Annotated in this window: 19 protein-coding genes; 3 read left to right on the forward strand and 16 right to left on the reverse strand. The window is 71.9% G+C overall.

Going from position 1 to position 23227, the window contains the following annotated elements; all coding sequences use genetic code 11:
• Nucleotides 1-23: 23 nt before the first annotated feature.
• From DSM112329_RS15270 to recO, 3 genes are all read right to left on the reverse strand, one after another.
• Nucleotides 24-806, reverse strand: a complete 783-nt coding sequence (locus DSM112329_RS15270) for a GNAT family N-acetyltransferase (protein WP_354697411.1) — start codon at nt 804-806, stop codon at nt 24-26.
• A gap of 2 nt (nt 807-808) precedes the next feature.
• On the reverse strand, nt 809-3382 hold the full coding sequence (gene ppdK, locus DSM112329_RS15275; protein WP_354697412.1) for a pyruvate, phosphate dikinase: 2574 nt from the start codon (nt 3380-3382) through the stop codon (nt 809-811).
• A 67-nt stretch (nt 3383-3449) separates the two neighbouring features.
• On the reverse strand, nt 3450-4196 hold the full coding sequence (gene recO, locus DSM112329_RS15280; RefSeq protein WP_354697413.1) for a DNA repair protein RecO: 747 nt from the start codon (nt 4194-4196) through the stop codon (nt 3450-3452).
• A gap of 31 nt (nt 4197-4227) precedes the next feature.
• On the opposite strand from recO, the gene DSM112329_RS15285 reads away from it, so the two are divergent.
• Nucleotides 4228-4482, forward strand: coding sequence for a glutaredoxin domain-containing protein (locus tag DSM112329_RS15285; protein WP_354697414.1), 255 nt, complete (start codon nt 4228-4230; stop codon nt 4480-4482).
• 3 nt (nt 4483-4485) lie between these two features.
• Here the strand turns inward: DSM112329_RS15285 and mutM are convergent, their stop codons facing one another.
• The 4 genes from mutM to xerD form a co-directional block, all read right to left on the reverse strand.
• On the reverse strand, nt 4486-5325 hold the full coding sequence (gene mutM / locus DSM112329_RS15290; protein ID WP_354697415.1) for a bifunctional DNA-formamidopyrimidine glycosylase/DNA-(apurinic or apyrimidinic site) lyase: 840 nt from the start codon (nt 5323-5325) through the stop codon (nt 4486-4488).
• Between the two features lie 607 nt (nt 5326-5932).
• On the reverse strand, nt 5933-7087 hold the full coding sequence (locus DSM112329_RS15295) for a phosphopentomutase (RefSeq protein ID WP_354697416.1): 1155 nt from the start codon (nt 7085-7087) through the stop codon (nt 5933-5935).
• Entirely contained in the window at nt 7087-7677 is a 591-nt protein-coding gene (locus tag DSM112329_RS15300) for a hypothetical protein (RefSeq protein ID WP_354697417.1), read from the reverse strand. Before DSM112329_RS15300 ends, DSM112329_RS15295 begins: the two co-directional genes overlap by 1 nt.
• Before the next feature lie 67 nt (nt 7678-7744).
• The gene (gene xerD, locus DSM112329_RS15305) at nt 7745-8692 is read right to left on the reverse strand and encodes a site-specific tyrosine recombinase XerD (protein WP_354697418.1); all 948 of its coding nucleotides are present in this window, start codon (nt 8690-8692) and stop codon (nt 7745-7747) included.
• Nucleotides 8693-8872: 180 nt separating this feature from the next.
• On the opposite strand from xerD, the gene DSM112329_RS15310 reads away from it, so the two are divergent.
• Nucleotides 8873-12427 (forward strand): M14 family metallopeptidase, encoded by a 3555-nt coding sequence (locus tag DSM112329_RS15310; RefSeq protein WP_354697419.1) that lies wholly within the window; start codon nt 8873-8875, stop codon nt 12425-12427.
• Here DSM112329_RS15310 and DSM112329_RS15315 read toward each other — a convergent pair whose 3' ends face one another.
• The 6 genes from DSM112329_RS15315 to DSM112329_RS15340 all read right to left on the reverse strand — a co-directional run bounded on the left by DSM112329_RS15315 (nt 12428) and on the right by DSM112329_RS15340 (nt 18935).
• Nucleotides 12428-12985 carry an NUDIX hydrolase gene (locus tag DSM112329_RS15315; protein WP_354697420.1) on the reverse strand — a complete coding sequence of 186 codons (558 nt, stop codon included), beginning with the start codon at nt 12983-12985 and terminating at the stop codon, nt 12428-12430.
• Nucleotides 12982-14109 carry a DUF3866 family protein gene (locus DSM112329_RS15320; protein WP_354697421.1) on the reverse strand — a complete coding sequence of 376 codons (1128 nt, stop codon included), beginning with the start codon at nt 14107-14109 and terminating at the stop codon, nt 12982-12984. The genes DSM112329_RS15315 and DSM112329_RS15320 overlap by 4 nt, the downstream gene beginning before the upstream one ends.
• Before the next feature lie 3 nt (nt 14110-14112).
• Complete coding sequence (locus DSM112329_RS15325; RefSeq protein WP_354697422.1) at nt 14113-15297, reverse strand: M20/M25/M40 family metallo-hydrolase; 1185 nt, start codon at nt 15295-15297, stop codon at nt 14113-14115.
• A 25-nt stretch (nt 15298-15322) separates the two neighbouring features.
• Complete coding sequence (locus tag DSM112329_RS15330; protein WP_354697423.1) at nt 15323-16999, reverse strand: CTP synthase; 1677 nt, start codon at nt 16997-16999, stop codon at nt 15323-15325.
• The gene (locus DSM112329_RS15335; protein ID WP_354697424.1) at nt 16996-17904 is read right to left on the reverse strand and encodes a hypothetical protein; all 909 of its coding nucleotides are present in this window, start codon (nt 17902-17904) and stop codon (nt 16996-16998) included. Before DSM112329_RS15335 ends, DSM112329_RS15330 begins: the two co-directional genes overlap by 4 nt.
• Before the next feature lie 161 nt (nt 17905-18065).
• Complete coding sequence (locus DSM112329_RS15340; protein ID WP_354697425.1) at nt 18066-18935, reverse strand: DUF5718 family protein; 870 nt, start codon at nt 18933-18935, stop codon at nt 18066-18068.
• Nucleotides 18936-18995: 60 nt separating this feature from the next.
• Between DSM112329_RS15340 and msrB the strand changes: the two genes are divergently transcribed.
• Nucleotides 18996-19406 carry a peptide-methionine (R)-S-oxide reductase MsrB gene (msrB, locus tag DSM112329_RS15345; protein ID WP_354697426.1) on the forward strand — a complete coding sequence of 137 codons (411 nt, stop codon included), beginning with the start codon at nt 18996-18998 and terminating at the stop codon, nt 19404-19406.
• 15 nt (nt 19407-19421) lie between these two features.
• Here the strand turns inward: msrB and DSM112329_RS15350 are convergent, their stop codons facing one another.
• Genes DSM112329_RS15350 through recN form a run of 3 tightly spaced genes read right to left on the reverse strand, consistent with a single transcriptional unit; the run spans nt 19422 to nt 23222 of the window.
• Nucleotides 19422-20315, reverse strand: coding sequence for a copper transporter (locus tag DSM112329_RS15350; protein WP_354697427.1), 894 nt, complete (start codon nt 20313-20315; stop codon nt 19422-19424).
• Between the two features lie 45 nt (nt 20316-20360).
• On the reverse strand, nt 20361-21500 hold the full coding sequence (gene steA, locus DSM112329_RS15355; protein WP_354697428.1) for a putative cytokinetic ring protein SteA: 1140 nt from the start codon (nt 21498-21500) through the stop codon (nt 20361-20363).
• Between the two features lie 51 nt (nt 21501-21551).
• Nucleotides 21552-23222, reverse strand: a complete 1671-nt coding sequence (gene recN, locus DSM112329_RS15360; RefSeq protein WP_354697429.1) for a DNA repair protein RecN — start codon at nt 23220-23222, stop codon at nt 21552-21554.
• Nucleotides 23223-23227 lie beyond the last annotated feature (5 nt).

A 23227-nucleotide genomic window follows, 5' to 3' on the forward strand; every position in this document is an offset into this window, starting at 1 on the left:
GTCCGCGATCGGCCGTCCAGCGGTCAGCCCGATACACCGCGCAGGTGCAGCATCTCCCCCGCGATCCGGAAGCCCGCCCGGGCGTAGACCCGCCCCGCCGCCTCGTCGGCGGGCGTCAGGAACGGCGTCCGTGCCCCGCGCGCCACCGCCTCCCGCGCCAGGACCGCGGTCAGCGCACCGGCGATCCCCCGGCCCCGGTGCGCCGCGTCCACACCGATGCCCGCGAGCTCGGTGAACCCGTCGCGCACCGTGAGCGCGACCCCGCCGGCGATCACCTCACCGTCCGCGTAGGCGAACGCGACCACCCCGTCGCGCGCGGTCCGGCGCAGGCGCTCGACCTCGCCCTGCTCGACCACCCGCGCGGGCGCACCGAACGCGGCCTCCTGGACCGCGACGATCCGCGTCAGCGTCAGCGCGCTCGTCCGCGAGTCGGCGACCACGATGCCGACGCCGAGCGGGGGCGGGACGTCAACCAGGTCGGCGGCCGGCGCCAGCATCACCGGGATGCGGGCCTCCACGCCGAGCCCGCCCGCCCGCAACGGGCCCTCCGCGTCCGGCGACAGCGCAGGGAGGTACTCGAGCGCCGGGGTCAGCTCACGCGCCGCGAACGCCGCCATCAGCGCGGACACCTGCCCGCGCGACGGCGCGGTCCCATCGTCCGGGATCGCGTAGTTCAGCCCCGGCGACGGCGAGACCGCGTCGAGGTGCAGCACGAACGGCCCGGACCGGACGACCTCGCGGTGGTGGACGGCGGCGACCCGCAGGTAGGCCTGCAGCGCGACCAGGTCAGCGGCTGCCCGCAACACCGTCAGAAGCGCTTGTCGGCGATCTGCGCCTGCGCCGCCGCCAGCCGCGCGACGGGCACCCGCGGCGGCGAGCACGACACGTAGTCGATCCCGGAGTCGTGGAAGAACGCGATCGAGTCCGGGTCCCCGCCGTGCTCGCCGCAGACCCCGAGTTTCAGCTGCTCCTTCGTGGTGCGGCCGAGCCACGCCCCCATCCGGACCATCTGCCCCACCCCGGGCGTGTCGATCGTCTCGAACGGCGAGCGGTCGAGGATCTTCACGTCGATGTAGCGCTCCAGGATCCGCGCCTCGATGTCCTCGCGGCTGAAGCCCAGGCCCGTCTGCGTGAGGTCGTTCGTCCCGAAGGAGAAGAAGTCGGCGTGATCAGCGATGCGGTCCGCCAGGAAGCACGCCCGCGGGAGCTCGATCATCGACCCGAACTTGTAGTCCCGGCCGCGGACCACGCCCTCCTCCTCGCCGATCCGCTCGACGAGCTCCCGCATGAACTCGAGCTCCTGCTCGTAATCGACGAGCGGGATCATCACCTCCACGTCGGCGTCCGGGACACGGGCCGCAGCGCGGAACAACGCGCGGACCTGCATCTCGTAGAGCTCGGGCTGCAGGATCCCGAGGCGCACCCCACGTGTGCCGAGCATCGGGTTCTCCTCCTGGAGCGACTCGACGCGCGCCCGTTCGGGCGACCCCTCCGGCAGCTCGTGCGGCTCGGGCAGGAACTCGTTCAGCGGCGGGTCCAGCAGGCGTACGCACAGCGGGCGGCCGGCGAGCGCGACGAGGATCTGCTCGTAGTCCTCCTCCTGCAGCGGGCGCAGCTCGTCGATCGCGGCGGCACGCGCCTCGTCGCCCTCGGCCAGGATCACCGCCGCCATCAGCGGCTGGCGCTCGCCGAGGAACATGTGCTCGCTGCGGCAGAGGCCGATGCCCTGGGCGCCGAGCTCGACGGCCCGCAGCGCGTCGTCCGGCGTGTCGGCGTTGGCACGGACGCCGAGCCGGCGGATCCCGTCCGCCCAGTTCAGGACCTGCTCGAGCTCGCTAGAGACCCCCGGCGCGATGACCGGGACGTCGTCCAGCGTGATCTCGCCGGTCGTCCCGTTGATCGCGATGAAGTCGCCCTCGCCGACGGTCGTGCCGTCCGGCAGCCGCAGCACCTTCGTGCTCACGTTGATCTTCAGCGCGGCGGCGCCGGTGACCGCCGGCCGGCCCATGCCGCGGGCGACGAGGGCCGCGTGGGACGCCTTGCCGCCCGTCGACGTCAGGATCCCGCGGGCGGCCGCGAAGCCCGCCACGTCGCCGGCGTCCGTGAACGTCCGCACCAGGATCGTGTCGCGCTTCTCCGCGCGGGCGGCGACCGCGGCCCCGGCGCTGAACACGACCTGGCCCTTGGCGCCGCCCGGCGAGGCACCGATGCCGGTCGCGGCGACCGCGTAGTCGACGGCCGGATCGAACATCGGCGACAGCAGCGTCTCCAGCGACGCCGGGTCGATCGTCATGAGCGCCTCGGCCTCGGTCAGCAGCCCCTCGGCGACCGCGTCGACCGCGAACCGCACGGCCGCCTGCGCCGGGCGCTTCGCCGACCGGGTCTGAAGCATGTACAGCCGCCCCTCCTGCACCGTGAACTCCGTGTCCTGCATGTCCTTGTAGTGCGCCTCGAGCGTGCGCAGGATCTCCATCAGCTGCTCGTGGGCGCCGGGCAGGACGTCCTTCAGGTCGGCGATGTCCTGCGTGTTGCGCACGCCGCTGACGACGTCCTCCCCCTGGGCGTTGATCAGGAAGTCGCCGGACGGGTCGGGCTCCCCGGTGACCTCGTCGCGGCTGAACGCGACCCCGGAACCCGAGCTGTCGCCCATGTTGCCGAAGACCATCTGCTGGACGTTGACCGCCGTCCCCCAAGTGTCCGGGATGCGGTTCAGGCGCCGGTAGGTGACCGCCCGGTCGCCGAGCCAGGAGTCGAAGACCGCGCGGATCGCGCCGGCAAGCTGCGCCTGCGGGTCCTGCGGGAAGTCGTAGAAGCCCTGGAAGGTCCGGGTCAGCTCCTCGAGGGCGGCGGCGTCCAGGTCGGTGTCCAGGTCGACGCCGCGGGCGTCCTTCACCTCGGCGATCGCGTCCTCGAACCGCTCGCCGTCGATGCCGACGACCACGTTGCCGTACATCTGCACGAACCGCCGGTAGGAGTCCCAGGCGAAGCGCGCGTTGCCGGTCTTGTCCGCCAGGCCGCCGACCGAGGCGTCGTTCAGCCCGAGGTTCAGGACGGTGTCCATCATCCCGGGCATCGACTCGCGGGCGCCGGAGCGGACGGACACCAGCAGCGGATCGGTGTCGTCCCCCAGCCGCTTGGCGGCGTGGGACTCGAGCCGCGCGAGCGCCTCGGCGACCTGGGCGTCCATGCCGTCCGGCGCCGTACCGCCTGACTCCATGTAGGCGACGCACGCCTCCGTGGTGATCGTGAACCCCGCCGGGACGCGCCTGGCGCCCAGGATCCGCGTCATCTCCGCGACGTTGGCGCCCTTCCCGCCGAGGAGGTCGCGCTGCTCGCGGCTGCCCTCGCTGAAGTCCTGCACCCAACGTCGCTCGGCGCTCATCGAGCCAGCGTATAGACCCGATTCGGCTCCGGTCGGCGCCCCTCCGTCCTGTTCACGAAGCGTGACCTCAGCGCGCGGTCGCGCTGCGCAGGTGGGTGCCGACGTGGTGCTCGACGGTGTCGGTGATCGCGCGCTCGGCCTGGCGCAGCGCACGGCTGCCGACCCCGGTCGGGACCTCCGCCAGCGGCCGTCCGATCGCCGCGGCGAGGAAGTCGTGCGCCTCCTGGTCCAGCCGGAAGCCGCCCGCCTCGCAGGAGGCACAGACCACGCCGCCGGCTGCGCCCGAGAAGCCGACGAGGTGGTCGCCCTCCCCGCAGGTGGCGCACGCGGTCAGCTGCGGGGCCAGGCCGGCGACGAGGAGCAGCTTCATCCGGAACGCGAGCTGGTTCTCGTGGTGGGCGTGCGGCGCGACCCCGTGCACCCCGCCGGCGCCGGCGTCCAGGAGCTGCAGCTCGTTCGCCAATAGGTGGAAGACCGGCGGGCTGGGCTCGGCGGTGTCGAACAGCCGGGCGACCGCGTCGCAGGCGCGAGCGGCGCTGTCCAGCGCGGGGCCGTCGACCCGCAGGGCCGCGTACGCGCTCACCGTCTCCACGCTGGTGACGGTCATGAGGTCCGAGCGGCCCTCGTGCAGCACGAGGTTCAGCCGGAAGAACGGCTCCAGGCGCCCGCCGAAGCGGCTGCGCGTCTTGCGGACGCCCTTCGCGATCGCGCCGATCCGGCCGCGGCCGGGCGTGTAGCAGTGCAGGATCCGGTCGGCTTCGCCGTAGCGCAGCGAGCGCAGCACGATCGCCTCGGTCTTGACGGGCCCGGGCACGCGCTACGGAGTCGCTATCTTTGTTGAAGTAATGGCCGAAGTCATCGTTTACACCACCGAGCCGTGCCCGTACTGCACGCGCGTGAAGAGCCTGCTCGCCAAGCGCGGCGTCGAGTACTCGGAGATCAATCTGGCACGCGACGCGGACGGCCGGTCCGAGCTGGTCGAGAAGACCGGCATGATGAGCTTCCCCCAGGTGATCATCGACGGCACGCTGGTCGGGGGCTTCGACCAGACGCTGGCGGCCGACAAGTCCGGCAAGCTCGCGGAGCTGCTCGCCGCCTGACGTTCACCGCCGCCGCACCCGCGGCGGCCGCTGGCACGTCCGGCAGACGTAGGTCCCGCGTCCCGCCGCGACGAACTTGACGATCTCGGTCCCGCAGGTCCCGCACGGCTCGCCCGCGCGGAGGTGGACCAGGAACTCGTGCTGGAAGTTGCCGGACACGCCGTCCGGGTGGCGGAAGTCGTCGATCGTCGCGCCGCCGGCAGCGAGGCCGGCCTGGAGCGCGTCGCGGACCGCGCCCGCGAGCAGCTCGTACTGGGCGCCGGTCAAGCTGCCCGCCGGCCGCAGCGGATGGATCCCGGCCCGGAACAGCGCCTCGTCCGCGTAGATGTTCCCGACGCCGGCGACGCGGCGCTGGTCCAGGAGGAAGGCCTTGATCGGCGCGCGCCGGCCGCGCGCCAGGGCCCTGAGCGCCGGCCCGGTCAGGGCGCCGTCGAGCGGCTCGATCCCCAGGCGGGTGGCGAAGAACGCCTCACGCGCGTCATCGCCGAGCACGAGCTCCCCCGTCCCGAAGCGCCGCGGGTCGCAGAACGCCAGCTCGTGGCCGTCGTCGAAGGTGAAGGTCACACGGCGGTAGCGCTGGTCCGGCGCCGTGTCGTACAGCAGCGTCCCCGTCATGCGCAGGTGCATGAGCAGGTGGACCTCGTCGGTCAGCACGAGGTCGAGGTACTTGCCGCGCCGGCCGAGCGCCTCGATCCGCCGGCCATCGACCGCCTCGGTCACGACGAACGGGTCCAGCGGCTCGGTCCAGCGCGGGTCGTGCACCCGCAGCGCGGTGACGACGCGGCCCTCGACGAGCGGCTGCAGCCCGCGGCGGATCGTCTCGACCTCGGGCAGCTCCGGCATCACCCGAGTCTAGGAACGCCCCCGGACAGGGAGCTGCGCGAATGTGCCCCGACGCGCGACGCGCACGGAGGGTATGGCGGGCCTGACCCGTCGAACCCTCCGCGGCCCCGGGCGATCGAGCCGCTCCAGCGGCACCGGCTACGGCGCGTCCCCGATCCCCAACGGTCTGACGTCCAGTTTTGGTCGTCAGGACGACCAGAACTGGTCGTCAGGACGACCAGAACTGGTCGTCAGACGGGTGGGGACGCCGAGGATCCACCACTCGGCCCGTGCAGCCACCTGCCCGCCCCACGCCCCGCACCCGAGCCCCCGCAGCCCCCCAGCGCCCACCGCCGTCAGCAGCCCGCAGTTCCGAAGCCGCCACATCCGGGGCGGTCTTCGGCGTCAGCGCCACCGACCCCGACCACCAGCCCCGCAGCGTCAGCGCCCACCGACCCCGACCACCAGCCCCGCGACGTCAGCGCCACCGACCCCCACCACCAGCCCCGCGACGTCAGCCCCACCGACCCCGACCACCTGGCGCTCGGCGTCGGCCAGCCGACCCCACCGGCCCCCTGCCTCACCCCACCGACCCCGACGCCTCGGTCAGCGCAAGGAAGCCACTCGCTCAGAGGAACGACGTGCCCGGCAGGTCCGGCGCCGGACCGCCCGTCAGCCAGGCGTGGACCGACGCGCCCACGTCCGCCATCGGCCCGTCGTGGTGCCGGCCGCCGTGTCCCGCGAACGACGCCAGCAGCGGCGCGTGCTCGCGGGTGTGGTCGTAGTGGTCGGTGTCCGGGTCGACGCCGTGGTCGGCCGTCAGGATCAGCAGGTCGTCCTCCCCCGCGAGCTCCAGCCACTCCGCGACGGCGGCGTCGATCACCCGCAACGCGCCGGCGAAGCCCGCGACGTCCTTGCGGTGTCCGTACAGCTGGTCGGTCTCGATCAGGTTCGTGAAGATCAGGCCATGGTCGAGCTCGCGCAGCAGCCGCGTCGTGTGCTCGATGGCGGGGCCGTTCATCGCCGCCGCGTGCTTCTGCGTGATGCCGCGGTGAACGAAGAGGTCGTCCACCTTGCCCACCGCGTGGACCGGGATCCCCGCGCCCGTCAGCGCGTCCAGGTAGGACCGCGACGGCGGGTCCACGGCGAAGTCCCGGCGACCCGTGGTCCGCGTGAAGGCCCCCGGCGCCCCGGTGAACGGGCGCGCGATGACCCGGCCCACGGCGTGCTCCCCCAGCATCACGCCGCGCAGCGTGCCGCAGAGCGCCTGCAGCTCCGCCTCGGAGAGCACGCTCGAGTGGGCCGCGATCTGCATCACCGAGTCCTGCGACGTGTAGAGGATGAGCTCGCCCGTGGCGAGGTGGTGCGCGCCGAACTCCTCGATGACGGCGGTGCCGCTGTAGGGCTTGTTGCAGCAGAAGCGCCGCCCGGTCGCCGCGGTCGCCGCCGCGACCACCTCGGCCGGGAAGCCGTCCGGGTACACCGGCAGCGCGACGGGCGGGACGACGCCCATCAGCTCCCAGTGGCCTGTGGTCGAGTCCTTGCCCGGGCCCAGCGGATGGACGCGCCCGTGCAGCACCGGCGCTGACGACATGCCCACACCGTCGATCGGGCGGATGAGGCCGAGCCCGAGGGCCCCCAGGGTCGGCAGCTGCAGGCCGCCGACTGCCCGTGCCACGTGGACCAGCGTGTCGGCCCCCGCGTCCCCGTAGTCGGCGGAGTCCGGCAGCTCACCGGCGCCGCACGCGTCGAGGACGACGACGATCGCGCGGCGGCCGGCCATCAGGGGCTCGTCGGCGCCGTGATCTTCATCGACGCGACGAGCGGCCGGAAGGCCTGCGTGTCGACCCGGCGGAAGTCCTTCTCGGGCGCGTAGGCGTCGACCACGATCTCGCCGCCGAACGCGTAGATGTGCGTGGTGCGGACGGTGCGCGGCTTCCCGGCGATCGTCTCGGTCCCGCGGATCTGGACGGCGGGCTGGCCGTCGACCTTCAGCCGCGCGCGCTTGAGCTCGGTGAACGACGGGTCACGGGCCTTCGCGGCCGCGATCAGCGCGGTCGCCGCGTTGTCGAGGTCCTTCTTGGTCTTCGGCAGCGCCTCGGTGCGCGGATAGCGGAAGATCCCGATCGTCGCCTCGCCGGTCGCGATCGTGACGATCGCCGGTGCCGCCGCGAGCGACCGCGACCACCCCGAGGGCGCCTGCGGGAACTCGAGGCCGGCGGCCGGGTAGCGGACGTTCTCGCTGCCGTAGACCGGGCCGGGCGTCTTGACGTCGGGGGACGGCTGGCGCTCCTTGCCGCACCCGGAGGCGACCAGGGCGAGGAGCAGCGGCAGCGTGCACAGCGAGCGGCGGGCGGAACGTGAAGCGGTCATCGCGGGCGATCGTGCCACAGACCGCCCCGCCAAGGCGTCGCCGGACATCCGTCCGCCGGCGGCGTCCTCAGGCGTCCTTCGCGGCACGCGGGTGCGCCTTGAAGTAGACGTCCTTCAGCCGCTCGGCGCTCAGATGCGTGTAGATCTGGGTGGTGGCGATGTCGGCGTGGCCGAGCATCTCCTGCAGGGACCGCAGGTCGCAGCCCCCGGCGAGCAGGTGCGTGGCGAACGTGTGGCGCAACGTGTGCGGCGACATCGCGTCCTGCAGCCCGACGGTGGCGGCGTGACGCTGGACGATCTTGTAGAGGCCCTGGCGGGTGAGCCCGCCGCCGCGCTGGTTGACGAACAGGTGGCGCTCCTCGCGGGCGCCGACCAGCATCGGGCGGCCGCGCTTGAGGTAGATCGCGACCGCGGCGAGCGCCTCGCGGCCGACCGGGACCATGCGCTCCTTGCTGCCCTTGCCGCGGGCGCGCAGGACGCCGGCCTGCAGGTCGAGGTCGCCGACGTGCATCTCGGTCGCCTCGCTCGCGCGCAGGCCGCAGGCGTACATCAGCTCGAGCAGCGCGCGGTCGCGCAGCGCCGCGGGGGTCGTCCCGTGCGGGGCGGACAGCAGCGCGGCGACCTGGTCGCGGCTGAGGACCTTCGGCAACCGCTGCTGCTTGCGCGGCGCGCGCAGGTCGGCCGTCGGGTCGCGGTCGATCAGGTTCTCGCGCCGCAGGTGCCGGTAGAAGGAGCGCAGGCACGCGGTCTTGCGCTGCAGCGTCGCGGCGGCGACGGGCGGACGCTGCTCGCTGCCCTGCGCCAGTTGGGACATGAAGGCGGCGAGGTCGGCATGGACGGCCGTCAGCGCATCCTGGCCGCGGTCGTGCAGGAACGTGCCGAACTGCAGCAGGTCCGACCGGTAGGCCTCGAGGGTGTTCCGTGACAGTCCCCGCTCGAACTCGAGGTAGGCCAGGAAGTCCAGGACGTGATGCTCGAAGGAATGCCGGGTGCTCTCACCCGTAGCGATGGCCATACGCCGACTCTTCGCCCCCGGCCGCGGTCCCCCTGGTTGCTGCAAGGGACCTCTCATGACGATTCGGCCAACGGCCGCAACGCGCGTTGGACAGGTCGCCTGACCGTATGCGAACAGCCCTGGTTTCAGATGGGACCGCTGAGGAGACGTGCCGTGCCAGCCAACCTAAGGAAGCTCTAAATGCGCATCGCTCGTCGTGCCCGTCTCCCGCTGGTCCTCGCCACGTCGGCCGCCCTCCTGGCGCCGTCGGTTGCGTCGGCCGATGCGCTGAACGCCTACCGGGTCAAAGCGACCCCCAAGAACCTCCAGGCGCTCGCCCTGGCCGGGTTCGATGTCACGGAAGGCCGCAACCTGAAGCGCGGGACGATCGACGTCATCGGCACGTCCGGGCAGGTCGGTGCCGCGAAGCTCGACGCGAAGCGGGTGACGAACTACAAGGAGCCGGCCAAGGCCCCCGTCGCGAAGACCAGCCGGCGGGCAGCGCCGACCGACGGCGCGACCGACGCCGCGTTCAAGGTCTGGACGAAGTACGACGCTGTCGCGGGCGACGACAAGGAGCAGTACACCGAGCAGTTCGACCGCCTCGAGTCGTCGTTCCCCGGCATCGTCAAGCGACGCGTCGTGGGCAAGACCGTGAACGGGCGCGACATCATCGCCCTGCAGGTCACCAAGGGCGCGACCGGCGCCGACATCGCGGGCCGTCCGGCCGTCCTTTACACCGCCATGCAGCACGCGCGGGAGTGGCTGGCCGGCGAGACCTGCCGCCGCACGCTCGACTTCGTGACCGCCAACTACGGCAAGACCACCAGCGCGGGCAAGGAGGTCACCGGCCTCGTCGACAGCTCCGAGCTGTGGTTCGCCTGCGTCGCGAACCCCGATGGCTACGAGTTCACCTTCACCCCCGGGCACCGCCTGTGGCGCAAGAACCTGCGCGACAACGACGGCAACGGCACGATCACCGACGGTGACGGCGTGGACCCCAACCGCAACTACCCGTCCAACTGGGGCCGGGACGACGAGGGCTCCTCGCCGGATCCGCGCAACGAGACCTACCGCGGTCCGTCAGCCGCCTCCGAGCCCGAAACGAAGGCGATGCAGGCGCTGTTCGAGGAGGTCAAGCCGGTCTTCCACAAGAACGACCACACGGCCGCCCAGCTGCTCCTCTACCCGCAGGGCTTCCAGCAGGACACCCCCACGCCGGACAATCCCATCTTCACCGCGCTCGCCGGTGACCCGTTCAAGCCCGGGATCGAGGGCTTCCTGCCCGAGCTGTCCGCGGGGCTCTACATCACCAACGGCGACTTCACCGACTACGCCTACAACAGCCAGGGCTCGCTGTCGTTCACGCCTGAGGGCACGGCGGCCGAGGACCCGGCGGTGTCCGGCTTCGAGTACGCCGACTCCCCGCTCCAGGTGGACCAGGAGTACCGCCGTCACCTGCAGTTCGCGCTCGACCTCGCCAAGTCGGCGACGCGCCCGGACAACCCCGACTCGCACCTGGGCAACAAGGCCGCGTCCTTCGAGGTCGACAAGTTCACCTACTCGTTCGGCGACCCGCAACCGGTCGGCGCCGTCGTCAAGCGCTCGCTGGGAGCGGTCACGCTGAAGTACAAGGTCAACGGCGGCGCAACGCAGACGGTGACCACCGCCGACTACGCCGGCGGTGAGCGGTACAACAAGGACAAGGGCGTCTTCTACAAGCGCGTGCGCGGCTTCGTCGTCGGCACCAAGCCGACCGACAAGGTCGAGGCGTGGTTCAGCGGCGGCGGACAGGACTCCGAGCACTTCACCTACACCGCCGTCAGCGAGACCACGAACCCGGTCCTGCTGCTGGCCAACGAGGACTACTCGGGCAAGGTGCCGAACGCCGACCCGGCAGCCGGTCCTGCGTACCTGGACACCTACAAGGCCGCGCTCGACGCCGCAGGCGTGAAGTACGACGTCTACGACATCGACCTGGCGGGTCGCGTGGCGCCGAACGCGCTCGGCGTCCTGTCGCACTACTCGCACGTCATCTGGTACTCGGGCGACGACCTCGTCACCCGCGCGCCGAACGCTCCGGGCGGCTCGGGCATCGATCGCCTGGCGGTCGACACCCAGAACGAGGTGCGTGACTTCCTGAACGACGGCGGCAAGCTCTTCTACTCCGGCAAGAACGCCGGCCGCCAGTTCGCCGAGGGCTACACGTACAACCCGTTCCAGGTCGAGGAGGGCACGTACTGCCAGAACGCGAACCCGACGTGCATCGCCGTGCAGGACGACTTCCTGCAGTACTGGCTCGGCGCGTACCGCCGGGTCCTCGGAGGCGGTGAGAACGCCGCCGACGGCGCGGCCTTCCCCGTGAAGGGCACGACCGGCGCGTTCAACGGCCTGGACCTCGCCCTCGCGCCGACCGGCGGCGCCAACGACGCGAGCACCGCGACGATGCTCACCACGTCCTCGGTCCTCGACCCGACGACGTACCCGATCTTCGCGGACTCCGCGTCGGCCGGAGCCTGGCAGCGTCCCGGCGCACCGCCGTTCAGCCCCCACGCCGGGAGCTGGTTCGTGAGTGCCGGGGCGGACGACGGCGCCTACAAGCGCCTGCAGAAGCCGTTCGCCGTGCCGAGTGGCGGCGCGACGCTCGACTTCTGGACGTCGTTCGACGTCGAGCCCGAGTACGACTTCGTGTTCGCCGAGATCCACACCGTCGGCCAGGACGACTGGACGACGCTCGCCGACAAGAACGGTCACACGTCGGATTCCGTGGGCCAGTCGTGCATCGCGGGCGGCAACGGCTCCAACTGGCAGTCGATCCACCCGTTCCTGGCGCACTACCAGACCAAGACGGCCGACGGCTGCACCAACACCGGCACGTCCGGCAAGTGGAACGCGGCGACGGGCAACTCCGCCGGCTGGCAGCACTGGGAGATGGCGATCCCGGACGCCTACAAGGGCAAGAACGTCGAGATCGCGATCACCGTCGCGTCCGACCCCGCCGTCCAGGGCCTCGGGACGTGGATCGACGAGGCGCAGCTGCTGAGCACCGGCGGCCAGCCGATCACCTCGGCCGACCCGTCGTTCGAGACGGGGATCGACGGCTGGACCACCCCCGGTCCGCCGGCCCCCGCCGGTGAGGGCCAGTCGAAGGCGACCGGCTGGGTCCGCGCGCAGACCGCGCCGTTCGTGGAGACGCCGATCGTGACGACCGGCGACACCGTCTACACGGGCTTCGGCCTCGAGGCGGTCACTGACGCAGGCAAGCGCGGGGAGCTCATGAAGGCGGCCATCGGCCATCTCGGCGCCCCGGCCAAGCCGGTGTTCAACGCGCCGGCACCGACGGTGGAGACGCCGCCGGTGACGACGCCCACCACGCCGACGATCCCGACGAAGCCGACCCCGACGATCCCGGCCAGGAAGCGGCTGACCAGTCTGGCATTCGGCTCGCGGTCGCTGCCTTTGGTGTTCGCCCGCGGGCTCGCGGTGACGACGAAGTGCACCACCGGCTGCACGGTCAGCGTGAAGCTGACGGTCGACGCGGCCACGCAGCGGCGTTACAAGCTGCGCAGCCGGACGCTCGGCAGCGCGACCGCGAAGCTGACCAAGACGGGCAGCAAGACCGTCCGGGTCAGGCCGTCGGCGCTGATCCGCAAGCGCCTCGCGAAGGCGAAGACGCTGGTGGTGACCGTCGCGGCGACGCAGGCCGGGACGAAGCCGGCGGTGCGCAAGACGACGAAGGTGACCCTCCGGCGCTGATCAGCCGGGCGTCGGCGCGGTGCTGCTGCTCAGGCGCTCCCTGAGCAGCAGCAGGCCGATGAGGGTCTTGGCGTCCTTGACGGCGGCGATCGCGCCGTCGAGGTCGTCCAGGGGCCAGGCGACGAGCTCGATGCGCTCGTTCTCGCCGGAGTCGGCGTGCCGCTCGCTGAGGCCGGTCGCGCGGTAGACGTGGACCGTCTCGCGGTTCATGCCGACCGACGGGTAGAAGGTTTTCAACAGCTCCCAGTGGTCGGCCGCGCGACCGATCTCCTCCGCGAGCTCGCGCTGGGCGGCGGGCAGCGCGTCCTCCCCGGGCTTATCCAGGCGGCCGGCTGGGATCTCGAGCATGTCGGGCTCCCCCACGGCCTCGCGCGGCTGACGGATGAGGAAGACGTGCTCGTCGTCGTGGACGACGATCGCGACGGCGCCGGGATGGACGACGATCTCGCGGCTGACGACCTCGCCGTCGGGGTAGCGGAAGCGCTCCTCGCGGACGCCGATGATGCGGCCCTGCCAGAGCTGCTCGCCGCCCAAAGGCTCGAAGTCGCGTTCGCTCACGGCAGGCCATCCCCGTCGTCGTGCGCGTCGTCTTCGTCGTCCGGCGGCGGACCGGCGGCGAGCTGCATGCCGCAGGCCAGCGCGGCCTCGAAGAAGACCGGGTCCTCGGCGCTGCTGCGGCCCATCGTCCGTGCGGGCAGGCCGCTGGCGACGTAGCCGTCGAGGTCCGCCGTGTGGGCGGACCAGGCGTGGAAGCCGTGGTCCTCCGGCGGCGTCGTGCCTGTGGGCAGCGCGATCTGGACGGGCTGCAGGAGCAGCTCGACCACGGTCTGCGTGTGGTGGCTCAGGCCGCGATGGCGCGGGCGCGGGTCCCCCGCGGACATGCGCGCGCACAGCGTGGTCGGGTACCCCAGCGCCAGCGCCGCGTGGGCGGTGTCGAGGGCGATCATGCCGCCGTGCCCGAGGCGGCTGCCGGATCCGAGGATGCCCGGTCCGGGCCCGCAGAGCGCGATGTCCCAGCCGAGCACGGTGAGCGCATGGTCGATCGCACCGATCGTCGTGATCGCCTCGCCGTCGCGGCCGCCGTAGGCGGGGCTGGCGGCCAGGTGGCCGACCAGCAGCCCGCGGTCGAGCAGGTCGGTGACGACCCGCGAGTGGCCGCCGGGGAGCGCGCCGCCGGCGGTCTGGACGTAGCCGACGCGAAGCGGTGTGGCGGCGTTGGCGGCAACGGCCCAGGCGATCGGCGCCAGTTGCCCGTGGAGGCCGAAGACCCCGACCGCGGGCTGCGGCGACGGCGGGTGCTCGGGGGCGAGCGGCGCGTACGTCGTCCAGTCCGCGTCGGTCGGCAGGTCGAGCAGCTCCCGCTCGATCGGCAGCACCGCGTGCTGCAGCGGGCTGTAGTTCAGCTTCATGACGTGCGCACCGTCGACCCCGCTGCTGCCGAGGCCGCGCGTGAGGTTCACGTGGACGACGTCGAAGCCGCCGGACCCGAGCCGCAGGTCGACCGCCTGCCCGTTGACGACGACATCGTCGCCAACCTCCGCCGGGCCGACGTAGGCCACGTCGGCGATCGCCTGACGCTCGGCACCGTCGATCGTCACGACGAGCCGCTGCTCGCCTGTCGCCGGTGCCGGGTCCGCGGCGGTGACGGTCCCGCGGCGCAGGACGAGGCGCAGCGGGGCCATCGGTCAGCCGCCGAGCTCGGTCAGGAGGGCATAGGTGACGTCGAGCATGCCCTCGAGCGCGTCCGTGCTGACCCGCTCCGTCGGCTCGTGGTTGCGCTCGGTGCCGTTGGCGAGGTTCGTGCAGACGAAGCCCTGCACGGCGAACGCGTTCGCGTCCGATCCGCCGCCGGTGACGATCCGCTGGGGCGTGTAGCCGCAGGCGCGCAGCGCGTTCTCCGCCGCGACCACGGACGGCAGCGTGCCGGTGTGGCGGTAGCCGCTGAACAGGCGCTGCATGTCGATGTCCACGTCGCAGCTGCAGCGCGGATCGCCGGCCGCGTCGTGGCAGGCGTCGACGATCGCGGCGACGGCCTCCTCCACCTTCCGGTCGTCCAGCGACCGCGCCTCGGCCAGGACCGTGCAGTGCTCGGCGACGACGTTCGTCCCGCCGACGCCGCCGTGGACCGACCCGACGTTCGTGGTCGTCTCGGCGTCGAGGCGACCGAAGGGCATGGCGGCGACGGCAAGTGCTGCGGCCAGGACTGCGGAGCGGCCGTCCTCGGGACGGATGCCGGCGTGCGCCGGGCGCCCGTGGAAGTGGGCCGCGATCCGGTGGTACGTCGGGGAGGCCATGACGATCTCCCCGATCGGGGACGCGTGGTCGTAGACGTAGCCGAAGTCCGAGCGCAGGCGCGAGCAGTCGAAGGCCTTCGCCCCGGCCAGCGCGACCTCCTCGCTGGCGGTGAACAGCAGCTCGATGCCGACCGGCGGGCGCCCGCGCGCTGCCGAACCCTGCTGGCCTGGGCTGTCGCCGTCCGGGGCGGGCGCGTACCGCCGCGCGACCGCGAGCAGGGCTGCAACGGCCGCCTTGTTGTCGGCCCCGAGGATCGTGTCCCCGGCGCTGACCCAGCCGCCGTCCTCGAGCACGGGCTCGATCTGGCCCGCGTGCGGGACGGTGTCCAGGTGGGCGCACAGCAGCACGCTGCGGGTGCCGTCCCCCGGGATCCGGCAGAGCAGGTTCCCCGAGCCGGCGCCGGTGACGCCGGCCGTGTCGTCCTCTTCGACCTCGTGGCCGAGCCCGCGCAGCAGCCCGGTCACGTGGTCGGCGATCGCGCGCTCCTCGCCGGAGACCGAGCGGATGCGGCACAGCTGCGCGAACTCCTCGTGCAGCCGTGCCCGCTCGATCTCGCTCGCGCGTCCCTCGGTCACTGCGTTCGAGCCCCTGGGCGGGTCGCTACGAGACCGCGCGCGACGCGCGGACCTCGCCGTCGACCGGCTGCGGCGCGCGTTCGCGGGCGCGCACCAGGGCGGCGGCGACGAACTCGCGGAACAGCGGGGCGGGGCGCTCCGGGCGGGACTTGAACTCCGGGTGGAACTGGGCGGCCACGTAGAACGGGTGGTCGCGCAGCTCGACGATCTCCACCAAGCGCTCGTCCGGGGACGTCCCCGAGACCACGAGGCCCGCGGCCTCCAGGCGCTTGCGAAGGGAGATCGAGACCTCGTAGCGGTGCCGGTGGCGCTCGTAGATGACGGCCTCGCCGTAGATCTCGCGGGCGCGGGTGTCCGCGTGGAGCTTCACCGGGTCGGCGCCCAGGCGCATCGTCCCGCCGAGGTCGGAGACCTCCTTCTGCTCGGGCAGGAGGTCGATCACCGGCCATTCGGTCTCGATGTCGAACTCGGTCGAGTTCGCGCCGGGCATGCCGGCGACGTGGCGGGCGAACTCGGCGACGGCGATCTGCATGCCGAGGCAGATGCCCAGGTACGGGATCTGGTGCTCGCGGGCGACCTTCGCCGCGATGATCTTGCCCTCGATGCCGCGGCCGCCGAAGCCGCCGGGGATCAGAATGCCGTCGGCGCCGCCGATGCGGGCGACCGCCGTCTCCTCGTCGACCAGCTGCTCGGAGTCGACCCAGTCGATCTCGACCTTGCCGTGGTCCAGCCAGCCGGAGTGGCGCAGCGCCTCGGCGACGGAGAGGTAGGCGTCCTCGAGCTGGACGTACTTGCCGACCAGCGCGATGCGGAACGGCTCGGTGGCGTCGGCGGCCCGCTGGCAGAGCTCGGCCCAGCTCCGCGTGTCCGCCGGGGCGGCCTCCAGCCCGAGCTCACCCAGGATGAAGTCGTCGACGCCCTGCTCGGCGTACCAGAGCGGCACGTCGTAGATGTTGTTCACGTCCTTGGCGGACACGACCGCGGCGACCGGAAGCGACGCGAAGAGCGCGATCTTCTTGCGGATGTCGAGGCCGAGCTCGGACTCCGAGCGACAGAGGACCATGTCCGGCTGGATGCCGATACGGCGCAGCTCGTTGACCGAGTGCTGCGTCGGCTTCGTCTTCAGCTCACCGGCGTGACCGATGTACGGGACGAGCGTCAGGTGCACGAACAGGCAGTTGCGACGGCCGACGTCGACCGGGAACTGACGGATCGCTTCGAGGAACGGCAGCGACTCGATGTCGCCGACCGTGCCGCCGATCTCGGTGATGACGACGTCGACGTCGCTCGTCTCCGCGATCAGCTTGATGCGGTTCTTGATCTCGTCCGTGATGTGCGGGACGACCTGGACGGTGCCGCCGAGGTAGTCGCCGCGGCGCTCGCGGCGGATGACCGAGTTGTAGATCCCGCCGGCGGTCACGTTGGACGCGCGGCTCGTGTTCGAGTCCGTGTAGCGCTCGTAGTGGCCCAGATCGAGGTCCGTCTCGGCCCCGTCCTCGGTCACGAAGACCTCGCCGTGCTGGTAGGGCGACATCGTGCCGGGGTCGACGTTGATGTAGGGATCGAACTTCTGCAGACCCACCGACAGTCCCCGGGAGACGAGCAGCCGCCCGATCGAGGCGGCGGCGATGCCCTTCCCGAGGGACGAGACGACACCGCCGGTGACGAAGATGTAACGGGTCTTGGGGCGAACGTCGGTCACGCTGAAGCGTCCTTCCGGGGGTTATGGATCCTGCCCACCGAGTCTAGATGGCGCAGTCCTGGGGTGCGTTCGACGAACGCGGAAATAGAGCGGAATTCTCCGTAGGCCGTGATGGCCAGGAGGACGGCCGCGCAGAGGGCGAGGCCGAGGGTGCTCGTGATGCTCGTCACGAGCATCAGGCCGGCGACCGCACCGAGCAGGTTGGCCCCGGTGTCGCCGAGCATCCCTCGCTCGCGGAGGTCGTAGACGGCGACGACGGCGATCGCGCCGAGGTAGACGCCGAAGGCGTCGAGCAGCTCCGTCCCGACCGCGATCGTGCAGCCGATTACGACGAAGAGCAGGCCTTTTGCGGCACGGCCGGGACGGAGGTCGATGATGTTGAAGAGGTTGGTCGACAGCACCAGCACGACGACGGAGAGGAGATACGGCGCTGTGTGCGAATCGGGGTCGGCCACGATGTACGGCCCGATGTCCAGCGCGGCGAGATTGCCCGTCTCGGGGTACGGCGGGAGCTGGATCGCGTAGGCGGCGAGTCCGACGGTCCCCACCGCCTTGAGGAGCCCGCTCGGAAACTCACCGCGCCGCACGGCTGCCCCGTGGCCGCGCCAGCCGCGACTCGGACCGCTGTAGGCGTCGTCGAAGAGCCCGAGCGCGGCAACGCCAAGCACGAAGACGGGGCTGACGACGAAGAAGAGGCCATCGCCGTGCCACCCGAAGGAATCGATCGCCTGCAGCGCGCCGAGCGTGAGCGCGATCGCGGCGACGAGGATGATGCCCAGCGGGCAGGCCAGCTCGGCGCCCCGGTAGTTCTTGACCGTGTGGCCGCCGTCCACCAGCCCCTGCCGGAGCCCGGGTGCGACAGCCGCGGCGGCGACAGCGCTGAGGGCGATGGGCAGGACTTGCACCGCGGAACCGTACCCCGCCCCCCGGACGCCCCGCTGCGTCCCGTGCCCCCGCGTCCTAGCCACGCCCCTCCCCACCCGTCTGACGACCAGTTTTGGCCGTGGGAGCGACCAAAACTGGTCGTTAGACGCTCGAGAGTCCCGCCGACGCCGGGCGCCGGGGGTCAGGCCGGGAGGTCGTAGACCACTTGGCGCAGGACCGAGGCGGACTCGAGCTCCTCCTCCCGCCGATCCGCGATCATGCCGCGGACCTGGGCCGGCGAGTGGTGCTCGCTGTCGTAGACGACGACCACGGCCTCGTCGCGGGCCTCCAGGAAGGTCACCTCGCCGAACCGCTCGTAGCGCGTGGCGCCGATCCCGATCAGGACCTCAGACGGGTTGCCCGCGCCCCGCAGCAGCGCACCCACGTCCTCCAGCGGCGTCCCGTCCGCCCCCTTCTGGTGGTTCAGCCGGTCGACGATCCAGTCCAGCAGCTGCGTGCCGTAGTACGAGTAGCCGGGCAGCGGGCTGTCGACCCCATACGGCCGCGTCTTGCCGCCGCGCCGCATGAAGCAGGCCAGGCGGAACGACGCCGTGGGCCCGTCCGGCTCGAGGTCGGTCAGCTCGAAGGCCTGCGCCGCCACGCCCTTGGACTCGGCGCCCCAGTTCTTCTTGTGGCTGATCTTCGCCGCGCCCTCGCGCCGGATCGAGCAGTCGTTGAACGCCATGATCGCCTGCGGGGAAAGCCCGGCGGCCGTCCCGTCGTCGGCGTAGGTCACCGTGCACAGCACCCCGACCTCGGGCTCGATCTGCAGGCGGATCGGGTCGACGGACGCCGGCTTGGCGACCTCGTCGAACGCCAGCGGGAACTCGCCGAGGAAGGACGCGTGCCCCGGGACGTACCACGGGAAGATGCCCTTCGGCGCCTCGGCGGAGGCCGCCTCGACGGAGACGAAGTCACCCGCCTCCCCCGCCTGCTCGAGGTGGCCGGCGAAGTTCCCGGCGACGCCGAAGCCGAAGATGCCGCGCAGGCCGGAAAGCTGGAGTTGCCTCATCGCGCCCGCACTCTACGTCTGTCCCACATTCGCAAGCTCTGCGGCCCTATCGTCTATGGCATGGCCGATACCAGCGAGAAGATCCAGAAGACCGACGAGGAGTGGCGGGCCGAGCTCAGCCCCGAGGCCTACGCCATCCTCCGCCAGGCGGGCACCGAGCGCCCGTTCACCGGCGAGTACAACGCCACGAAGGACAAGGGCATGTTCACGTGCGGCGGGTGCGGCAACGAGCTGTTCTCGTCCGACACGAAGTTCGACTCCGGCTCCGGCTGGCCGAGCTTCACGGATCCCGTCAACCGTGAGAACGTGACGCTGATCGAGGACCGCTCCCACGGGATGGTCCGCGTCGAGGTCCGCTGCGCGAAGTGCGACGGCCACCTCGGCCACGTCTTCGACGACGGTCCCGCGGACGCCGGCGGCCAGCGCTACTGCATCAACAGCGCCGCCCTGCAGTTCGCCCCGCCGGAATAGCGGCGGCGCCGCCGTTCAGGGCTGCTTCGCGCCGACGATGTCGGGGAGCAGCCCGTCGGCGCTGTCCTTGCGCCCGAAGGCCCCCTGCTTGCTGCCCTGGAGCGTGAAGACGAGGGACGCGCGACCCGACGTCTCCTCGACGTCGTCGACCGACGAGATGTCGCGGTCCTTGTACCAGCCGATGCGGGACGGCTCGGTGCTGGACCGCTCGATCCCGACCACCGGGATCCGCGACTCACGCAGGCCGTCGACGAACCCGCGGTCGAAGCGGTCGCGGGCATTGCGTGCGTACCCCTTCTCGAGCTCGTCGGGGTCGTAGACGACCACGACCGCGTCCAGCGGCTGCAGCTCGGCGTTGCCCGGGTTGAAGGTCTCGAAGATCGTCGAGCGCTCCATCGTAAGCAGCTTGCCGGGGTTCACGTACTGCGCCCCGATGCGGAAGCCGAAGTCCTGGACCAGGTCCAGGTCGGGCTCGGGCGAGGTCGCCAGGTCCGCGTAGCGCGTGCCGACCGCGATGCGGCCCGCCTCGGCGAGGTTCGTCGGGTTCCCCGTCGCAGCGACCGACCGCAGCTCGGCGCCGGTGTCGCGCAGCGCGTCCTGTACGTCGTCGGTGAGGTCCTTGCCGGGGTTGCCCAGGAACACGAGCCCGATGGAGCGGTCGTCCAGCTGCCCGGCGACGAGCAGCGGGTAGACCTCCCGCTGGAAGCGGTTGGCCTCGGCGACGTCGCCTTGCGCGCTCTTCAGCTGCCGGCCGGCCTCGTTGACGTCGCTGCGCAGCGACTCGCGCAGCTTGCGGTCGGCGGACGAGACCAGGCCCGAGTCGCCGATCGCGACGCCCAGCAGCAGGCCGACCGCGAGCGCGATGAACACGGCGGTCAGCGAGAGGGCGTGGTAGCGGAAGTCGAACATCGTGGAGCAGGTACGGCGTGTGTGGACCCTAGACGCCCCGCGGCCTCAGAGGTCGCCTCCCAGGAGGATGCGGAGCTTCAGCCACAGCAGGTCGGCGACGCCGCGCAGCCCAGGGGTCGCGACGACGATGATGACGAAGGTGATGACGCCGATGAACGCCAGGCCGCCCACGGGCTTCAGGTCGGGGCGCGGCTGGTAGAGCCGGCTGACGCCCTTGGCGTCGACCAGGATCTCGCCGATCCGCAGCCGCGTCAGGAACGTGGACGACATCCCCTTTCGGGCCTTGTCCATGAACTCGACGAGGTTCGACTGCGACCCGACCGACACGATCAGCTCCGCGCCCTTCTCGGCGGCGATCAGCATCGCGATGTCCTGGCTCGTGCCCGGCGCGGGGACGACCTTGTGCGCCAGGCCCAGCTCCTCGAGGAACTCGCGGCCGGGGGCGCGCCCGTTCGGGTAGGCGTGGACGACGAGCTCGGCGCCGCAGCGCAGCGTCGACTCCTGGGCGGAGTCCATGTCGCCGACGATCATGTCGGGCTTAAAGCCGGCCTCGATGATCGCGTTCGCCCCGCCGTCGACGCCGACCAGGACGGGCTTCTGGTCACGGATGTACGGGCGCAGGATCTCGAGGTCCTGCTGGTGGTCGACGCCACGGACGACGACGAGCGCGGGACGGTCGCGGAAGTCGGTGTCGAACATCGGCAGCTCGAGCTTGCCGCTGAGCAGCTCCTTCTCCTCGAGCATGTGCTCGAGCGTGTTCTTCGCGAACGCCTCCAGGGCCTCGCCGATGTCGTCGCGGCGCTTCTGCGTCGCGGCCAGGACGTCCTCGGGCTCCAGGACACGGCCGGTCGCGACCACCTGACCGGCCCGGCGCACCGAGCCGCCGATGACCTCGATCGGGTCGCCGTCGTCCAGCAGCTCGAAGAGCCGGTCGTCCTCCATGTCCACGAGATGGACACCCGCCTGCACCAACAGCAGCGGGCCCATGTTCGGATACGACTCCGCGGCGCTCGCCTTGCAGTTGAGGACGCCGACGACGCCGACGCCGATCAGGTCCTCCGCAGACACGCGGTCCAGGTCGCGATGGTCGATGATCGCGATGTCGCCGGCGGTCAGCTTCTTGACCAGGTGCTTGGTCCTGCGGCCAGGGCGCGCGGGCCCGCTGATGTCCCGGGGGGCGGACAAGACGCCCGATCTTACGGACCAACCGGCAACCGGCTGCCCGACCCCCTGCAATCAGGCCGCTTTCAGGAGCTCCTTGGCGTGCCGCCGTGCCGCCACGTCGTCGGATTCGGCGCCGAGCATCCGCACCAGCTCGGGCACGAGGTCCTTCGTCCCGAGGGTGCGCACGGTGGTTCGCGCCGGGCTCGTGGAGGTGTCCTTCTCGATGCTGAAGTGGCGCGCGGCGAGCGACGCGATCTGCGGCAGGTGGGTGATGCAGACGACCTGCCGGCCGGCCGCCAGGTCGCGCAGCTGCTCGCCGACCGCGCGCGCCGTCTGCCCGCCGATGCCGGCGTCGACCTCGTCGAAGACCAGCGTCGCCGAGGAGCCGTCGTTCGCCACGCCCATCAGCGCCAGCATCACGCGCGAGAGCTCGCCGCCGCTGGCGATGTCCCGCAGCGGACCGGCCGGGACGCCGGGGTTCGACGCGATCAGGAACTCGACCGTGTCCGCCCCGGTGGCCGTCGGGGCCGCGGGCTCGCGGGGCTGGACGTCGATCTCGAACACCGCGGCCTCCATGGCGAGCCGCGCGAGGCGCTCGCGGACCGCCGCGGCCAGTTGCGGCGCCTGCTTGCGACGTGCCGCCGTCAGCTTCGCGGCGAGCTTCGCACGCTCCGCGGTCGCCGTCGCCAGCCGGGCGTGCGCCTCCTCGAGCGCGACCTCGGCCCCGGCCAGCTCGTCGCGTCGGGTCTGGCAGACGTCCGCGTGGGCCAGGACGGCGGCGATCGACCCGCCGTGCTTGCGCATCAGGCGGTCCAGCGCGGTCAGCCGCTCCTCGACCGCGTCCAGCGCCTGCGGCGAGCTCTCCAGGCCTTCCGCGTAGCCGCGCAGCTCGGTCGCGAGGTCCTGCGCCTCGATCGCGAGCGCGTTCCAGCGGACGGTCAGGGCGTCGAGGTTCTCGTCCACGCCCGCGGCGAGCTCGAGCCCACTGCCCGCGACGGCGAGCAGCCCGGTGACGCCCATGCCCTCCTCAGGGGTTAGCGCCTCGGCCGCGCCCCAGGCGCCGGAGCGAAGCGTCTCCACGTGCCGCAGGCGGTCGCGGGTCGCGCGCAGCTCCGCCTCCTCGGCCTCGGACGGGTCGAGCTCACGGATCTCGGCGAGCTCGAACTCGAGCAGGTCGATCTCGCGGTCCCGCGCGCCGGCGCGCTCGCGCAGCTCGTCGAGCGACGCCTCCAGCGCCCGGACCTGCTCGTGGACGGCGGCGTAGCGGACCCGCAGCTCTGCGTGGGCCGGGCCGCAGGCGGCGTCCAGCAGCTCGAGCTGGGCCGAGGCGAGGGTCAGCTTGCGGTGCTCGTGCTGACCGTAAAAGGCGATCATCCCCGCGGCGACGTCGCGCAGGTCGGCGACCGAGCAGGAGCGGCCGTTCAGCGACGCGCGGGTGCGGCCGTCCTCGCGGACGCGCCGCGCCAGGACCAGCTCGTCGGCGTCCGGGGCGATCTGATCGGCGGCGACCAGCGATTCGCGCAGCGGGTCCGGAAGGTCGAAGACGCCCTCGACGTAGGCCTCGGCGGCGCCAGGACGGACGATCCCGCTGCGCGCGCGGCCCCCGAGGAGCAGATCGAGGGCGTGGGCCAGGACGGTCTTGCCGGCGCCGGTCTCCCCGGTGAGGACGTTCAGCCCGGGCTGGAGGTCCAGCGACGCCCGCTCGATGAGCAGGAGGTTCTCGACGTGGAGCTGTGACAGCACACGCG

Origin of the sequence: Paraconexibacter sp. AEG42_29 (assembly GCF_040581415.1) — a bacterium.
Taxonomy (GTDB): domain Bacteria; phylum Actinomycetota; class Thermoleophilia; order Solirubrobacterales; family Solirubrobacteraceae; genus Paraconexibacter.

Excerpts from the sequence above, each read along its gene's own strand:
- ppdK (WP_354697412.1), bottom strand. The coding sequence starts at position 3,382 with ATGAGCGCCGAGCGACGTTGGGTGCAGGACTTCAGCGAGGGCAGCCGC.
- DSM112329_RS15285 (WP_354697414.1), top strand. The coding sequence starts at position 4,228 with ATGGCCGAAGTCATCGTTTACACCACCGAGCCGTGCCCGTACTGCACG.
- mutM (WP_354697415.1), bottom strand. The coding sequence starts at position 5,325 with ATGCCGGAGCTGCCCGAGGTCGAGACGATCCGCCGCGGGCTGCAGCCG.
- DSM112329_RS15295 (WP_354697416.1), bottom strand. The coding sequence starts at position 7,087 with ATGGCCGGCCGCCGCGCGATCGTCGTCGTCCTCGACGCGTGCGGCGCC.
- DSM112329_RS15300 (WP_354697417.1), bottom strand. The coding sequence starts at position 7,677 with ATGACCGCTTCACGTTCCGCCCGCCGCTCGCTGTGCACGCTGCCGCTG.
- xerD (WP_354697418.1), bottom strand. The coding sequence starts at position 8,692 with ATGGCCATCGCTACGGGTGAGAGCACCCGGCATTCCTTCGAGCATCAC.
- DSM112329_RS15310 (WP_354697419.1), top strand. The coding sequence starts at position 8,873 with ATGCGCATCGCTCGTCGTGCCCGTCTCCCGCTGGTCCTCGCCACGTCG.
- DSM112329_RS15320 (WP_354697421.1), bottom strand. The coding sequence starts at position 14,109 with ATGGCCCCGCTGCGCCTCGTCCTGCGCCGCGGGACCGTCACCGCCGCG.
- DSM112329_RS15340 (WP_354697425.1), bottom strand. The coding sequence starts at position 18,935 with ATGAGGCAACTCCAGCTTTCCGGCCTGCGCGGCATCTTCGGCTTCGGC.
- msrB (WP_354697426.1), top strand. The coding sequence starts at position 18,996 with ATGGCCGATACCAGCGAGAAGATCCAGAAGACCGACGAGGAGTGGCGG.
- DSM112329_RS15350 (WP_354697427.1), bottom strand. The coding sequence starts at position 20,315 with ATGTTCGACTTCCGCTACCACGCCCTCTCGCTGACCGCCGTGTTCATC.